At 48.6% G+C, this 17,036-nt stretch carries 9 protein-coding genes; all 9 read right to left on the bottom strand.

What is annotated here, in order from left to right:
• Nucleotides 1-7 precede the first annotated feature (7 nt).
• A complete protein-coding gene (pglZ, locus tag ACTQ33_RS04420) occupies nt 8-2,338 on the bottom strand; it encodes a BREX-4 system phosphatase PglZ (protein WP_441462494.1) in 2,331 nt (776 codons plus the stop codon).
• Nucleotides 2,339-2,349: 11 nt separating this feature from the next.
• Entirely contained in the window at nt 2,350-6,555 is a 4,206-nt protein-coding gene (locus tag ACTQ33_RS04425; RefSeq protein WP_071430727.1) for a hypothetical protein, read from the bottom strand.
• Nucleotides 6,556-6,568: 13 nt separating this feature from the next.
• Nucleotides 6,569-8,929, bottom strand: a complete 2,361-nt coding sequence (locus tag ACTQ33_RS04430) for a phosphoadenosine phosphosulfate reductase domain-containing protein (protein WP_071430729.1) — start codon at nt 8,927-8,929, stop codon at nt 6,569-6,571.
• A gap of 1 nt (nt 8,930) precedes the next feature.
• Nucleotides 8,931-11,420, bottom strand: a complete 2,490-nt coding sequence (locus ACTQ33_RS04435) for a hypothetical protein (RefSeq protein ID WP_441462497.1) — start codon at nt 11,418-11,420, stop codon at nt 8,931-8,933.
• Nucleotides 11,421-11,426: 6 nt separating this feature from the next.
• Nucleotides 11,427-11,669: a helix-turn-helix domain-containing protein gene (locus ACTQ33_RS04440; RefSeq protein ID WP_071430733.1), complete on the bottom strand. Its 243-nt coding sequence runs from the start codon at nt 11,667-11,669 to the stop codon at nt 11,427-11,429.
• 384 nt (nt 11,670-12,053) lie between these two features.
• Nucleotides 12,054-12,311: a helix-turn-helix domain-containing protein gene (locus ACTQ33_RS04445; RefSeq protein ID WP_071430735.1), complete on the bottom strand. Its 258-nt coding sequence runs from the start codon at nt 12,309-12,311 to the stop codon at nt 12,054-12,056.
• A complete protein-coding gene (locus tag ACTQ33_RS04450; RefSeq protein ID WP_071430737.1) occupies nt 12,308-14,158 on the bottom strand; it encodes a type IV secretory system conjugative DNA transfer family protein in 1,851 nt (616 codons plus the stop codon). The genes ACTQ33_RS04445 and ACTQ33_RS04450 overlap by 4 nt, the downstream gene beginning before the upstream one ends.
• On the bottom strand, nt 14,140-15,063 hold the full coding sequence (locus ACTQ33_RS04455; protein ID WP_071430738.1) for a DUF3991 and toprim domain-containing protein: 924 nt from the start codon (nt 15,061-15,063) through the stop codon (nt 14,140-14,142). Before ACTQ33_RS04455 ends, ACTQ33_RS04450 begins: the two co-directional genes overlap by 19 nt.
• A gap of 12 nt (nt 15,064-15,075) precedes the next feature.
• Nucleotides 15,076-17,034: a MobP3 family relaxase gene (gene mobP3 / locus ACTQ33_RS04460; protein ID WP_441462500.1), complete on the bottom strand. Its 1,959-nt coding sequence runs from the start codon at nt 17,032-17,034 to the stop codon at nt 15,076-15,078.
• Nucleotides 17,035-17,036: the final 2 nt, after the last annotated feature.

Here is a 17,036-nt window from a genome sequence, read left to right on the forward strand (position 1 = left end):
TCCCTCCTTACAGAATGTTCTTTTCGCTGCCGCTTTCTTTTTTCACTCGAAGTGGCAGGCCAGTGGCAACAGGCATTCCACCGGCAAATACATCTACGCTGTATGTCTTGGCACGACGAATTTCAGTCATTTCCTCAACAACATAGAAATTATCAGCAGTCGGTTTTGCTTCGTAGGTATGACCGTCTATTACGACGCTGACATCCACCAACTTTTCCGTAGAAAATACTTTAATGGCAGCTTTCTTGCGGAAACTAACGAAAATTTCGGGGATACCCGTAAATGTTGCAGTTGAATCAATCGGCATTATTTTAACTTCAACGGCATCGTTAAGATACGAAATCTCGATAATCGGTACGGTAACTTCCTCCAATGTTGCGCCGCCATGAACCTCAACATTCGCTTTCCGGCTTCCCTTAAAACGGTCATAATTGGCAAGCGCCCAGAAATCTTCCGCATCCGTGGCACTGTCCGGCCTCTCATCGACCTCACTTTTCGGACAACATCTCCCAGAGTGCTTCCCGCTTAATTGCATTTCCCATAGATTTTCGGTTCCGTGAATTACAGCAAGCCGACTGGCACCATGGTCTGCAATTAAGATGGCCTTTTGATAGTCGCCGTTTGTGAGGTTTGTTTTGATTTTCTTCAGGAGTTCATCAATCAGCTCCAGTTCACGAATCAAATGAATCGGGAGCTTACGATCCTCTCGACTATAATCATAGCCTTCCTCACCGTGATGCTTGATTTTATCTATCTTATCAACAGAGATGATGGGGAATCGATCTGTGGATAGGACATCCCAAAATTCCTTGTTCCGACTGGTGATGGATGGAAGCTCACATCTGCACACAGTAACTTTCGCCATGAGTTTAAGTGCATGACATCTGGACATGATATAGCCAAGATACTCCACGCCCATTGCATCTGTAAAATAAGTCTGGGTATCCGTTACATCAATTCCTTCTATCACAGAACTGCGTGGCGGGAGAATTCTGTTATAATCCCGATCGACTGCTTGCTTTTCGACAAGTGTCATGAAGTCCGGGAAAATCTTATTGACAACCTTCTGATATTTGTACTCCTGGAAATAGTTATCAAGCAGTTCACTTTTGAAATGGTACGCTGTCAGATACGCCCGAAGATCAGGATAAATTCGCTCCAATATATCAAGAAGTTCTGCTCTCCCGAAGTCCTCACTGTATCTATCCAACAGCTTGAAAATAAGCTCCTTTTCCTGAAGGGTATTGTCTGTCAGGTAGCAGAGCGCATATTTCCCCTTGCTTTGGACTATCTTGCAAAATCCACTGACCTCATCAAGTGGGTTTTCAATGGAATTCAAAAGGTCTTTTCTTTGTCTATATTGGGAAATAAAGTCTTTGTCGGTCGGATCTTCCTCTAAGATAGTACGATACAAGCTGTGAATCAGCCCGGATGGGGAAGTAGCCGTTTCTATTGCCTTGTTGAAGTAGGAGTTGTTTCCCGCATGGAACAGTTTGAGCCCGATAAAGTACAACCAAAGCCATTTCTTGTTAGAAGCTTTTTGTTTGTAAGTAGAGATAACAATATCCAAATTGTTGACGCTCCCTATTTGGGCGGAAATCAACTGTTGCCAAGAAGAATATTTCCGAAACTCTGTCAAAGCATACTGCCAGTTCTCTTCATCTCCGTAACTTTCTGGCAGTACAGATGTCATTGCGTCCAAATGACACAATACTTCATAAGGATTCTTCAAATCTGAGATCGTATAGAGCGAAAACGGATACTGATCCTTGCTTTTTGCAGTCTCGATGTATAGAATCTCTGCTGCGGCTGATTCCACCGCCTTGGCCATGCCTCGAAGCCCTTTTACCAGCGCACTTGCGTCCGTAGGTTGAATGCCCTCTGCGGTAAAAATCAGCTTAGGACGAGCGGATGGTATCCCCTCTAAAACGCAAATTCTGCTATCAAGGCGCCTGTCATTTTTAATAAGGGTATGCAAGTATTCCACACATTGAAAGGTGAGGATAACTGCATGGCCCTCAGTGCTCATAGATAGAAGTTCTTTTAATTCTTGCACCAAGGCCTTTTCGCCTTTTAACTTGAGGAAGCTCGTGATCTCACTGACAAAAAAGTTGGTATTCTCATGAGCAAGGCGTTCAAGAATGTTGGGGATGACAGGGAATTCATCAGGTTTGCAAAACGTCGCATCAGAGGCACAAAGAAAGACATTTTGGGGCAATTGATAGTGGAGCATGATGGCTTCCAAATCTGCCTTGTTTTGAACATCTACGATAAGAGGCTCGACATTATCTTTCTTCAGATAGCGGTCAATTTTTTTAATGACTTCTTGGATGGTCATTTTGCACCTCCTCAGTTCCCTTTGATAATCTCCATGCCAACAACCATGTTATCCCGAATGAGGTCCTTTAGATACTTCTTCACATCAGCAATATCCATCTCATCGATCTTGGCGAGGGCACGTTCACAACCACCCTGGTTATATTTCGCCTCTGCCATTTGACGAAGCTTCTTTTCAATTTCGGGAAGGCCGAACCACTCAAACGGCTCTGCTGTGATGTGAGAGTCAAGGTAATCTTTCACTTCCTGAATATTTAGAAGCATAACCGCATAGTTTCCGATGATACTGTCTCTAAACGCTTTGTCCAAAGCGGCACTATCATCCAGAAGGTCAAAGAATTTTGCAGACGCAAAATATTCCATGGCACGGTCGATTGCCTGTTCATCCGCTTTGGCACGGTTGACAGCTCCAAATGCAGCTTTTGCTTTTGCAACCTCGTTGTCAGGGATAAGACACAGAATAGGCATCTTGTGTTTTTTCGACCAGTCACGAGGAGAGTCAGTCCCAGTTTTCTCTCTCCACAGTTTCTTTAACTGTGTGTTTTTCTGGCCTTCCTTATAGGCCCCAACCTTCGCTTCAACCTGATTCAGATAGTCTGCTTTTTCGTAGGTGAATGAGCCAGCAGGCATCGTGTCAAACACATCCTTGATTTCGTCTTCTGAAAGCCCATCAAGATAGTATCCGCACACACGGTTGAACAGATCAACCTGGTTGTTGTAGAAGTTGCGGAATGCGCTTCCGTTTGCCTGAACAAGTTCCAGGAAAGACTGCTTCTGGGAATCCAGCAGCGTTCCTGCTTTTTTCAGGTTATAGAGCATTCCGAGGAATGGCCCAAGTTCATCAAGATAATTTTTTGCAGCTGCATAGGAGATGCGAATATATCCGCACTTGTCACACCACTCCCGTATGGTCGCATCATAGGAGATGCTTTTGGAGATAATCTTATTGCTTTCTACAATGATTTGATACTCCAGAATAACCTCACGGATTTTCTGCTGTGCGGTTTCGACATTCCAAACCCAATTCGCCGCATCCGCATCAAACTTCCTGCGGAGAACATTGAGGTATTGACCGCCATCGCCAACTGTTTTAGCAAGAGAGACAAGCGTACCATTTTCAAAGGTTTCAAGGTAGGCAGCCATACCCTGGGTACACTTTTCCTTGGTCAAAATCGTTTGCAAATCTTTTGCGGCATCTGGATTGGAAAGGGCAAGATTTCCGATTGCCATGGCAATATCGCTATCGCTCTTCGCTGTACCCATGTTATTGCTGTTGGCAATTCCACAAAAAGAATCAATGATTTCGGACAACACGGAGGTTTCCGTCTGAAGCGATTCTTTGTCCAGAATATACTTCAAAGTCCAAATCGGGAAGGAGAATTCCTTCATCTTGTTGCGGATGCGTTCTCTGGTGTTTGGAACCGAAGTACACATATTAAGCGGAATCCCAAATGCCACAGAAGTAATTTCGTTAAAAGCCTTCTCTGCGGGGGTCATCGCAACGATATATTTATCCTTATAGCGAGGATTCGGCGTGATTTCAAGGCGAATAACTTCGTCAATCATTTCCTTGAGTTTGCCAACATTCAAAATGTCGTTGGTAAGCCCATCGCTCCAGCTATATGTCCCAGAGGCGTATTCCTTCAGCACAAAGCCCATAATAAATGCAGACAGATTACAGGGCATAAAACCATAAGGTGCCGCCTTCAAAACGTCATAGATTTGCTTGATAGATACACGGCCACCACCGTTCTGGAAGCCATCGTTTACAATTTCATCAACACACAGCTTGATTTTGGAAATCAAGAGATGAGGCTTGGAAAGCCAGTATTCGGGAACCTTCCATGCGCCGTCAAGAGCGATTTCCAACTTTGTGGCGGGACTGCCGGACAGGAAGGTACCAGCTGTTTTCTCATTGAATGCGCACTCAACACCTTGCTTCAAGCTGCTCGGTGTATACATATTGGCAATGACATTGTAAGAGCCCTCAAGGCAGGACACGAACTTTTTCTTGTTGATTTCTGCAAGAAGGCCGTACAGAGCGTCCAGCGTAGTAGCACGTTCCCCATCCGGCTTATCTGCGGTGTGAACCATAAACTCACCGCCTGCAATGCGGGTTTTCCATTTCTTCAGAGAATCTTTTGCATTGTTGGCATATTGAGTAACTAATGCAGGGTCTTTTCCTTGCTGGGACATAGATAACGCCATATCGTGACGATACACGCCATAGCCATCCGCACCAAACGGAGTACGGCTGGCATCAATGAAAATCATGTTGTAGGTGCCAGCAGCAAGGGCGTCATGTATTTTCTTGCCCAGAACCACACTTTCTGCATCATCTTTCGCAAAGCATACAACAGCAACGATCTTATTTGCATACTTTTCTTCCGTGTTGCGAAGCTGCTTGATTGTAGAATCAAAGTCGGAAGACGAAACATAGCGCAGTTCATAGCGAAGCTTCAAAGCTCCACCAAGGCTGATTGCATCCACGATACGAGTTCTGTCAGCAAGTTCCTCTGTGATAAAAGCCGAGGTGCTCTTGCGGTCGATCTGTTCCTCAAAAGGTGTTACATCAATTTCGTTTTCATGGTTGTAAGCAGCATACTGGAATTTTCCACCGCCAAGGGACTTGGAGAACAACACCTTTTCTCGAACAAGCTGATCCGCACATCTCGCTGCGGAGCCTTCCATATCAGTCCCTTCAAAAGCGTTGTCAAGGTTCTTTTCGTTGGGAATAAACAGCTCAACAGAGTCGCCGGCATATTGAGAAATTGCCTGCAACAGAAGAACCGTTTTGAGTACACGTTTTTGGTCAGAATCAAGGCGCTGATTCCCAGCACGATTGTAATAGTCCAGAATAGAGCGAATATCATGCGATAGATATTCTTTTCCCTTATCATAGAAGAATTCCCAAAGCATATCGACGGAAAGCAGCGGGTTGTCGTCCTCTGGCCCGAAATTGTCAATAAACCACTGGAACCCCTTGATTTCATCGCCACGGTCATTTTTAATAAAGTCAAACATACTGCGCTGGTTGGAATCAAACGCAGAGGAAATATGCTTGAGAAGCAGGGCGGCATAGGGATGTATCGGGAGAATATCGATCATCTCTTTGTCGGTGATCCGAGCCACCGACTTCACCAGCTTACGGGATGCCTGTGTTCTATCAGTCAGGTCGCCAAGGGCTACCTCCCAATCTGCCAAAACAACTTCGTCCTTATTCTTCTCCATGGCTGCACCCATGAGTTGGAATGCAATATTTTCAGGCAGGCTGATTAAACTGTGCGGACTGACAAAGCGTCCGTTCAGCTTGATGAAGTCCTGGTCGCGCTCATGGAACAGGCCCTGGGTCACATGGGTCACCAGCACAAAATAGAAGGGATCGGTTTCGCTGATTTCACAAAGCTCCTGAAATCCGGTGAGATTGCGGGCGTTGTTGTAGAAATATTCGGTAAACTCGTCCCACATAAAGACAATCGCCTTCAAACTGTTTGCCCGGATGACCTCACGAATCCAGTTGCCCAAATCGGTCACGCTCAGCGACAGAGCTTTTACCTGACGCTCATCGGCTACCTTGAAGATATTGTCCATAATCCTTGCCAGCGCCTCGCCGGAGAAGGTGCGCAACTTCTCAATCACCGTATCGGCGTCATCTCCGCCAAAGAGGTCAGAGTAAGTGCCAGTGATCAGTCCGTTGAAGTAGTTTTTGTTATCCTTGTCAGAGAGCCATGCAATGGTAGCATCCTTCAGCGCATTCCCGCCCTTGTTTTCAATTCCGGCATCAACAAGCGCCTTTTCAATGCTTTCCTGGATGGCAAAGACAAGATTATGGTCGCTGCGGATAGAAGCGGAACCATAGCGGTGAACGGTCAAGATACGACCGCTGGACTTCACGGCCTGGAAGCGGTTGTACAGGTCGTTGTCCATTTTATGTCTCTGGAAGTATTCACGGGTTTCTTCTTCGCTGGAATCCAGCAGCTTTTTGAGCGTGTGAACGGCATGGGATTTACCGGTTCCGTAGGCACCTTCCACCCATAGACAGAGCTTCTGCTTGCGCTCCAGGACGCTGACCGTGTTCTTCAGAAGTTTCACGAAGGTCTCGTGGGGGAAGAATTTTTTCCACACTTCCGGGTTCTTCGTGATGACCGCCTCGTTCACGGCGGGGAAATAATCCGGATCAATATTGAAATAATGACGGTATTTTTCCAACATCGGCATAGCATCTTCCTCCTTAGAACAGATTCAGCACATCCTGAGATGTCTTTTCGCTGTTGAGAGTGATATTATCCAGGTCCAGTGTAAAGCTGGCGTTGAGGAAATCTGGATAGTTGATAGTCAAACCATTCAAAATCTTTTCCATCTGATTGCGGTCAAGACCAAAAATCTCAGTAGGACTAACACCGTCACTTTCGAGGTCATGGTTTAAGAGGCGGGACAATGTAAACTGGTGGTAATCCCCGCAAGCCTCTGCAAATTTATATAAGCTGTAAAGAATGACAAGCGGATTCGGATTTTCCCAGGGGATGCGAACCACGCTATTCCAAAAACGCTTTCCGTTTTTTAGCGTGTAGTCACAGACACCCAGGCCGATTTCATTGCTTAATTGAGGAATAGAAATCAGGATGTTTTTATATGCGGAGACAATGTGTGAACGAGAATTTTTACTCATTGAGTCATCCAGCATTGCATAAATGGTATCAGGGGTGTGCGTTGTGGAAAAATCAATGTTTTTGACCCACCAATTAAACTCCGATGTGTATGTCAAATTGCAAAGAATCAATGCCCAAGCGTCGGAATTCTCTATTCCAATATTATCAATAACTTTACCAAAGGGTGCAAATTTAGATTTAGCAGTAACTTCGGCATCGTTCAAGAAGCTCTTGAGATTTTTAACCATGTTGGTTCCAAGGCTGTGAGGAGAAGTCCAAAATTCATCCTTTAATTTGAAATACGATCTAACCCAATCGAGTTCAATGCCCATATTTCCATACCTGTCAATGCTCCCCATTTTCTTTTCTCCTTTCGGCAATCGCAACGAGTTGGCTACTAAGCAACCATGGAATACATCGTGACATTTTTTGCATTTTACGCATCGGTCATCGATTGTTACATGGCCATCCTTCATAGAAATAAACCCATGCGGACAATTCGCCTCGCATACTCTACAGCCAATGCAATATGCGGTTTTTCTGAACACAGTCTTCAATTCTGACATAAAATAAATGTCTTTCTGGGTATTTTTCCCTATCACAACTGTAGCAGTTAGTCCGTTGGTATTTTCGGCAATCTCAATGTGATACAACTTATCTCTGCAAAGCACTTCGACATTACCATTCTCCAGAAAGGTTACATTGCCAATTGTTTTAATCCACTGCTTCCAATCAGTTTCTATACGGGATACTTGAATTGTAAGTACACCTTGTTCAAATGATTCATTTGTATAACTTTTGGCGAATGATAATTCTTTTCCACTTCTTCGTGCTTTCCATCCACCAATGTCCATAAACTCCTTGACGGCGCTCGGATTAGACAACTCTTTGGAGGTTGTTTCCAGAATAATGTTATTGAATGTTGTGGTTGTCCGATATCCCTCATCACTAAAGCTGTATGCTTGTTCCTTAAAATACATATTTTTCGATGTGGCTAACGGGCACACAAGACATCCTGCACGGCTATTTCCTTTTTTATAGGCATCATTTATCAAGAGTTGTCTCTCATAGATATAGGAAAACAATTCGGCGGAGTTCCATTCAAGGATTGGGTGGCAGCTATATTGTCCACGAACTTTCTCTCCGTGACTAATACCTTCGTATTCACTTCGAGAAGCACTTTCATCTCCTCGGATTCCTGTGAAGGCCATTCCCCTAAAATGAGGATTATTGGTATACTCTCTCAGTAAGATGATTTGAGGCGCAGTTTTATGCACACTACAACACCATCGCATCGTCTGCGCTGGCGGTCCAAATTCCCTCCATGTGACTTTCGGGTCGAAGTCAGACTTTGCTCTTAAAAATTCAATCTTTGCGTCTTTACAGTGCTGTTCAATCTCTTCGACTATTTTATATGTATCCGGGAATTCCATTCCCGTATCGCCAAATAGCACTTTGAATTTATTGTGCGGCAAAGCACGCTGCACCAGATCGAGGGCTACTACACTATCCTTGCCGCCACTGAACGCCACATAGAAGACATCGACCCGATCCATGTATTCAACATAAATGTTGTATATTTTCTTTATTGTTTCTGCGGCCAGTTTCTCCAACAAATCCCGGTTCTTTTCGACCATAGCGGGAATATCAACAAAGCGGAGAGGTTGTCCATCGGGCTCTGGCTCGTCCATAATCACAATTTCAGGTGGGGTATAAAGACTGCCGCCTTTGGTCTTGGCAACCTGCCGTCCCCGGTAGAAATAATTGTTGGCTTCCGCCCACATATAGGGGTAGGAGTCATTCTTTGCATAATTCCAATACCGGTCAAATCCAAGAATATCCAGTTCTTTGTAATACACCGGACGAGGTTCCTTACTGAAGGAAAGCGGTGAGCTGTTCAGCAGCAGTCCGCCCGTCTCGGCATCCCAGGTATATGAGTACATATTAGTCGGTGTCCTTCCTTTGCCTCTGTGCTTTTGCTCTGATAATGAGCGATTCTATTTCTGAGTATCTACGGCGGGCAAGATATCCATTGTCACTCAGATATTGAAGCACGGGGGCTTTTTTCATCTCTATTTGATTGTTGTTGGCCAGCAGGTCAATGATCAAGTCATCAAAGCTGCCGATGCCTGCGGAACGCTTCACAATTGCACCGGCGCATTCAGTTCCATTAAAGCTGCTATGTAGGAGCAGATATTTCTGACTGTAACTTGCCACATAATGTTCCAACAAGAAGCTGTTCCAGGGAAATCCCACATAGGGGAGTGCGCCAAAGTTCGTTACTTCCGGCAAGGGAATATACTTTTCCGTACAGATTCGGTCCAGCACCTCATCTATGTCAGCAACGGGGAACTGGGCCGCTGCTTTCGATACAAATTGATCCCGGCTGATTCTCAGGCTGTTTTCGTAAACGGTATCAAAGTATATGGTCGTAGCGAGGCTATCCGCCAATCCCTGAAGCTCAGACAGCGTGAAACTATCATGACTTCTTGCATATTTTGCAAACACATCCACCATCGAGATTTCCTGACCCGAGCGGCTGATGATATTTCCTTTGAACGAAAATTTATCACCTAATTTTGCCTTTAGTGCATCCCGGAACCCATACACGGAGAGGGTGTGATTTTCCTCTATGATATAGGGATATTTTGCCCGGATTGCATCATAAATCTCATTACCACCAATGAAATCCCTTTCGTCAATGGTCCTCTGGATGATTTCAGCAATTCCATCCAATTCTTCATCAGACAAATGGACAATACTTTCGTGGAAGTATTCGCTGCGGCCATTGTTGACGAATTCAACATTGCTGGCAAGGATCAACTTTATTTTACTCTGTGGAAGATGCGGCAGTGCAGCAAAAAGCTCATCATAAGTCGCCGGTCTTCCAAAGTTTTGCAAGCAAGAGCGAACTTCCGATAGCGGGTCCATGCTGACATCGGGCGTTTTCGATATAAAACTTCTGTTGATGAAAAATCTTCCGTTTCCGATAGAGGTCAAGTACGCTTTCAGCATATCGGCATCGTGAATATGGTAGTCCAAGAACACATCAGAAAATTCGGCAAAAATCGCTTGATAATAAATAGCTGCTTTCCCGTCTGCAAAGGCGCTCTCGATGTAATCCAGCAGTTCTTCCTTTCGATCTTCGCTCAACATGACATCTGGGAGAAAGGCTTTCCCCTCGTAAAGAATGCATAGTTGCTTGATTTTGTTGCTGATGTCATCATCAGAGTCAGTCAGCTCTGTGGCATGGGTTGCTGTGTAATACCTCTTAAATTTGCGTATCTCAAGAGGCGAATCCATACGGAATCCCTTCATGAAATATTCTCTGAGCACTTGCTCATAACCTTCATTCCTGTAAGGACTCGCAGAATCTATGTCCGCTTTTGTAGGAACAGTCTGTTGCGGCTCAGCCCCAATGAACATAAGAAACTTCTGCAAAGCCGCTCGGAAGCGATTATGCTGCCTCGCATTGTAACTCAAAAAATCCGCATCGTTTAAGAGTAAGCGAATCGTTTCCTGCGCAGCTTGCCGATCAGAAGTGTAAAGTTGCCAAGAAGGCAGTTGGTGTTCTCTTGCAAACACCTCACAATTATTTATTGCCGAAGAATAACTCCGACTGGTAGCATCGGCCATTTTCAGTGTTTCCGACAGGTATCGAGAAAAACTTCTGCTGTTTATCTCATCCGACTGTTCACTCGCAACAGATTTTGACATTGTATCGTTTGCGATATTATGTGTGTGTTGTGGCTGAAATGTCTGAGTGGCGGTGTTGGATTCCTCAACTGCTGTTTCCTCAATGCCAATACGAGAATAGAGCCCTTCTTTTATGTAGTTGTAGTAATATCGCCCTGCAGCAACAATTTTATTGATCTGCTTTCTGCGGGTTATTCTGAAGAATTTATTTTGTTCAATTGTGCGCTGAACTTTCTTTATGGTTTCGATGTCTGTTGTCTGGAACAACGGTTTTTGCAGGACTTTTATTTTCAAGCAAAAGGTTTCGATTTCAGAATAACAAATATAAAAGTCAGAAAGCTGGGCAGGAGACACTTGTTCGGCAAGATACCGCATGAAATCATCTTTAACGGTTTTTCCATCGATTATCATTGCTCTTGCCTCCTTCAGTAATTTTTGATACTCGTCATGGGAGTCATGATACAAACTTGCAACCCCTGTAAAAAGTCTGGTAGCCGGTTTGAAAACTGTGCGTCCCAAATATGCTGACTCCATGCTTTTCATTTGAAATGAGATTCCGTTTGTATTACGATACACCGCATCAATTTCTATGCCCCGATGAACTGCCATTGCTCTTAAATCGTGAGATACTGCCTTAACTGCGTCTGAGCGTGTGAGCTCGCCTTTCATAGAGGCAAGGATCCCTTCTAACAGGATAGCGGCTTCATATTTATCCCAGGACGGTTGCCTCTCTGCCATATACAACTACTCCTTTGAAGATGTTTGCGTGTTTGAACTATTTTTTGATTCTTTTACATATTCCATAATATCGCCGAAATCACAGTCGAGGGTCTCACATATACGGCCCAAAATAGCGAGATTTACCGTTTCATCTCGCCGTAGCTTTGTCATTGTATTCGGCGCAATATCTGCGGCTTTTCTCAAATCCGCTTTGCTCATTTTCTTATCTACAAGTAACTTCCACATACGGTTATAAGAAAGCGCCATGTACTCTCTCCTTCTTCCAGATAATACAGATATTTTGTAAGGTGATTCTCAAAGAACGGGCCTTAATGCACACTTGACTTATATTTTACCGCTAATCTCTATTATCTTCAAGAGCGTATCGCAATTTTATGCGAACGCACAATCTCTCCGGCAGAAGAAAAGCAGGGACTTGCCGGGAGCGCATTGCCGACAAGTCCCCGCCGTTCTTCCGTTAGTTTCTTTCTCTGCATTAAATCTCAGTTAGAGTGAGTCCTTCTGGGCGGTTCACAATGAACCGCCCCTGGGTCCAGCACATGAGCGCAGCCTCCCCTTGGTGGAAGGTTTTAAAAATTCGATTCCTTCAAAAGTGGTTTGTACAACTTTTTGGTACAAACCACTTTCTCTTTATTTTACAGTATAGAGATTGGAGGTACTGCTGCCGTTGGGACGGTATCGGGGGGCTTTGACCAGATATCCGGCTTTTTCCAAATCGGATACAGCCCGCTTGACCGTGGAGCGGGACAGCTTCATGTCCGAGGCGATGGTCTTGATGCCGGGCCAGCACTTGCCCTCAGCGTCTGACCGATCCCGCAGGTACATATAAACTGCCCTTGCTCTGGAGGGCAGTTCGGTGTCGGCGTAGATGGTTCCAAAGTAGCTCATGTGTTTTCTTCCTCCATGGATTTGATACTTTTACCCCGCTTTCGGGTTCTCTCCTGTACTGGTTCATGCGCCATACCGCCGTGTCCGGACACCGCATAGCCCCGGTGTTCCGCTGCTTCCTCTGCCTTGGCAGACTTCGGAAGATTCCGTTCCAGATCCACACGATTGGCATAGGCCACCGCTCGGTTTGCCCGCTCCGGCACAGTGTACGGCTCCCCGAAGGTGATGCCCCAGTTCAGGAAGAGCTGGAGCCGGGTCCGCATGGGATGGGTACCGGTTTTCATGACAATGAAGCTGCCCTTGGGGATGGATTTCAGCTCGTCAGGGGTGAGTAGTGCCCGTTCCATCATCTGCAGGCTCTGGCTGGGATCGTTCTTCCCTCGGCTCACCGAGCCGGAGAGGACGGTGCGGCTGCCCAGGGCTTTGGACAGGACTTCCGCAGTCTGGCTGTTGGGGGCGAAACCGCCGAAGATGGTGTCCTGGCAGTTGTCCTGAATGATTTCGCAGCCTTCCTTGCCGTAGTTTTTCTCCAGCTGCGCCAACGACTGGATGATGGGTACCAGCGTCAGCCGGCGAGATCGACCGGCGGAGAACAGGGGCAGAATATCAAAGGGCGGCATGGTTCCAAACTCGTCGCAGAACAGCACCACCCGGTTTTTCAGCTTGCCGCCGTTCTCATCGGCCACGGCAAACAGCTCCCGGCTGAGATTCTGAATCATCAGACCGGCCATAAAGTTCTTGGTGGTGTCCTCCTCCGGCAGGATCAGGAAGATGGCGGACCTCTCCGACGCAAACTTCTCGGCGTCGATGGCGCTGTCAAAGCACAGGATCTGCTCCAGTTCGCTGTCCAAGAAGGCATTCAGCCGGGACAGGACCGTGGACATGACGGAGGCCATGGCCTGCTCGGCGCTGTTGAGGGCGGCTCCGGCGAACCACCGCGCCTTGTGGTCCGGAGGCAGCTTGCCCATCAGAAGCTGGAAGTGGCTCTTGCCCTTGACGCCACTGGGTTCCAGAAGATCCTGCACCAGCTTGAACACGGAGACGATGTGTCGGCGCTCCTGGGGATGGTCTTCGTCGGGCGGCAGGAACTCAGCCAGCATCAGGATGACAGAGGTGAGCAGACCTTCGGCGGCATCGTAGAAGAAGGCGTTTTGCCCACGGTTGCTGTCATCGCCGTCCGGGTTGACAATGGTCTTGGACAGGATCTTGGCGTATTTTTCTGCTTTTGCGCGGGCCGCCAGATTCCCCGGCTCCTTTCGGGCGATATCCATGTACCGGTTGACCAGCGTCAGCAGATTGTTGCCATCCGAGCGGGTGGGATTACGCAGGTCGATAACAGAGATATTGTACCCATAGCACTCCTTGGCGATGGTTCCGTAATTCCGGGCAAGGTCGCCCTTGCTGTCCAGCGCCAGCCAGCTCATGCCGCTGGCACAGGCATATTCCAGATTGGGATAGAGGAAATAGGCTGTCTTGCCGATGCCGGAAGCGCCGATCATGAGGCAGTGGATATCGTCGCTGTCCACCAGAGCGGTAAGCTCGCCCTTCTTGCCCTTGCACCCCAGCACCAGCCCCTGCTCCGCGGGGCGGTTGTGGCCGCTGCGCCAGTCCCTGACCCGGAACGGGACATGGGCATAGATCTTTTTGATCTCCTTTGCGGTGGCCCACCTCGCGGTACCGTGCTGTCCGTCGCCCACCGTCCTGGACTTGATGCCGCTCAGGGTGTAGCAGTGGGACAGCGCAGCAAGTCCTCCGATGACAAGAAACATTCCGGCGCCGGCCAGAATCAGGAGAGCCACCTTTGACTCCTTGAGCTGCTCCAACAGAGTTATCCAAAACTCTGGCATAATGTGTTCACCTCGCATTTCTGTTCTCTGACTGTAGTCAAGTCATCGTTCCAGTCCTTGTTCTCCGGAACGAGCCGTTCCACGGTGTAGTCCGCTTCCAGCTGGGCCATCATGCGCTGGTTGGCCAGGTGGCCAGCCTCGTCGTTGTCCAGACAAAGCAGCACGGTGTGAATCTGGGGCATCCGCTCCAGCATCTTCGCCACCGGCTGGATGGAGGTGCCGCAGCAGGCCACATAGCTGTGGCGCTGCCAGTCCTCCGGATGGAGCGTGATGTAGGAGAGCATATCGATGGGCGCCTCGAACACATAGAGGCTTTCGTCTGTTCCCATATGGTGAAAACTGTAGCGGGGATTGCAGCCCTCCACATTGAGCCGGAAGGCTTTTCCGTAGCTGTTGGTACTCCGTTTGTGGGCGTGACGCGGGACGCCTTCCTCATCTGTGCCCACAAATACTGCATTGTGGTATTTCGCATCTTCGTACAGGAGCCTTTCCCTGGCGAAGTGGGCTACCACACTTCGGTCAATGTTCCGATGCTTCACCAGATAGGCATAGACCCTGCGCATATCGGAGTGGACCGGCGGCAGGACAAAGGGCTTTGGCGGCTCCACCACCCGCTCTGCGGCAGAGGGGTAGATGGTACCCACTTCTCCGCCCAGCAGCATGGTCACCGCTTCGGGATAGCTGAGGTTGTAGAAGCGCTGCACAAAGCTGACGGCGTGACCGCCCCTCTCCTCGGCATGGTCGTACCACTCGTTTCCGCGGACGGTGACGCTGTGGTCCTTGGCCAGCCGTTTCTCTCTGCCGGACGGAATCAGCTTCTCGCCACGGAACCGGAGGAACTCCTCCAAGTCCACAGCGGCGGCACGCTGCCTTTGCTCTTCTGTAAAGTGAATATAGGTTGACATGGTTCCCTCCTGTTACATGGTCTGCTGATACGACACCTGCTCCTCGTGATCGTCTGCCTTGTGGCCTATGGCCATACGTTTCTCCATCAGGCGTGTGCGCCGTTTGGAGTCAATGCGGATTCCGGCCGGGTTATGAGGCGGTACAGAATTATCCCGGAAGATCCGGCTCATGTGATGGAGCAGCTTGGTTGCCGCCAGCATCACGGACGGATCACGGAACTGGTCGAAGCGGTCGAGGAAGAATTGAGCGTACTGGTTGCCCTGGGCGGCTGAGCGTGTGAACCACTCCCTGGCCTGCTCCCGATCCTGCTCCACATCCCGGCCCAGGAGATACAGCTTGCCCAGGGTATATTGGGCAAAGGAATTTCCCTGTTCGGCGGCAGCGGTCAGGTACTCCAGAGCTTTTCTCACATCCTTCTTTACAGACTCGCCGGCGAGGTAGAGCTTTCCCAAACGATATTGGGCAAACTGGTTTCCATGCCCGGCAGCCTTATCCAGCCAGCGCAATGCCTCCGCTGTGCGTTTCTGAGAAAGGAGCAGTTTCCCAAGGGCGTATTCCGAGAAGTCATTTCCGGCCTCTGCGGACAATCGAAACCACCGCTCGGCTTTTTCATGATCCCGCATGGTGGAGAGGTCGTCCCGGTAGAACTTACCCAGCTGGTGGGCTGCCACCGTATATCCCTCTGCCCAGAGCTGCTCCAGCTCCCGAACCGCTTCCGCGTGTTCCTCATCCAGCGCATAGACATCCTGCAGCACGGATTTGGCGGCACGGTAGCGCTGTGCCTGATCGTATACGCTGGTGGATCGATGTTCCTCCTGTGCTTCCTCCGGCTCAGGCTCGTCCTGCAGTGCTTCATCTTCAAAAGTTGGGAGGCCGAGACGAATGTTCTCGGCCTCCCGGATGATGTCGTTCTTGATTCTGCGAAACTCCCTCTGCTGGGAGAGCGGGAGATGCTCCCGTGGTGTGCGGCTGCCGTAGCACTCGTTCAGCTCGTCCCGGATCTGATTCCAGATTTCGTAGCACTGCGCTACTTCCGGCTGTCGGGACAGCTCATCCACGATGGTGTCCACCAACGCTTTCAGTGGCTTTTTCAAATAGCCATACTGCTTTTTCCCGGTGGTGGTTTCCAGAGCCTGCACCAGCTGGCTCATCTGCTCCTCGATGACGGGGTTGTCGCAGAGCTGGTGATTCATCCTGTGGATCAGCTCCCGCATGGTGTCCTGGGCTGTCTCGACCAGATCTTTGTAGGCTACATCCTTCCGCTCGTAGATCTGATTCATCTCATCCCGGAAGATAGTGTTGGTCAGCTTGGAGCGCATGGCCGCAATGCCTTCTCTGGTCAGGAAGCCCTCCTTGGGATTGTCCGACCAGACCATCATGTGGATATGGGGGTGATGTCCCTCATTGTGGAAGGCCGCATACCAGCGGAAGTGATCCACCGGTATCCGCATAGCCCTGGCCAGATCCTGTGTGTGCATCATGAGCAGAGTGCGCCACGCATCCGCGTTGTCGTATTCCAGGCGGGCGGCATCTTCCCGGCGCAGGGAGTAGATGATGGTCCACACATTTCCTTCATGGGCCTCCAGCTCGGACATGGCTGCATTCAGGTCAACTGCCGGAGCGGAGCTGAACAGGCCGTGTGCGCCGTGACGCTCCACACGAGGACGGGTGGCAATGTAGGACATGTATCCGCTCTCTGAGTTCATCTCATGAAGGTTTGCATCCAGCGCCATGGTGATGAATGCGGAGGCAGTTCCAAGCGTTGGGGTCTTGCAGTAGTCCTCGTACTCGAACAGCTCCGCAGCATCGGGAAAGTCATGGAGCAGCTTTTGGATCAGCTCCCGCTGGCCTTTGGTAACCGGACCGTTTCCGGACAGCTTCTCCACGCCTTCACGGGTGGCGATGTACTTCATGTACCCGCCGGCCTTGTCCGATTGGATATAGCCGCTTTTCTGTACGAGCTTTGCCATGG

It is taken from the genome of Candidatus Avoscillospira sp. LCP25S3_F1 (genome assembly GCF_052117125.1).
Lineage (GTDB): Bacteria > Bacillota > Clostridia > Oscillospirales > Oscillospiraceae > Avoscillospira_A.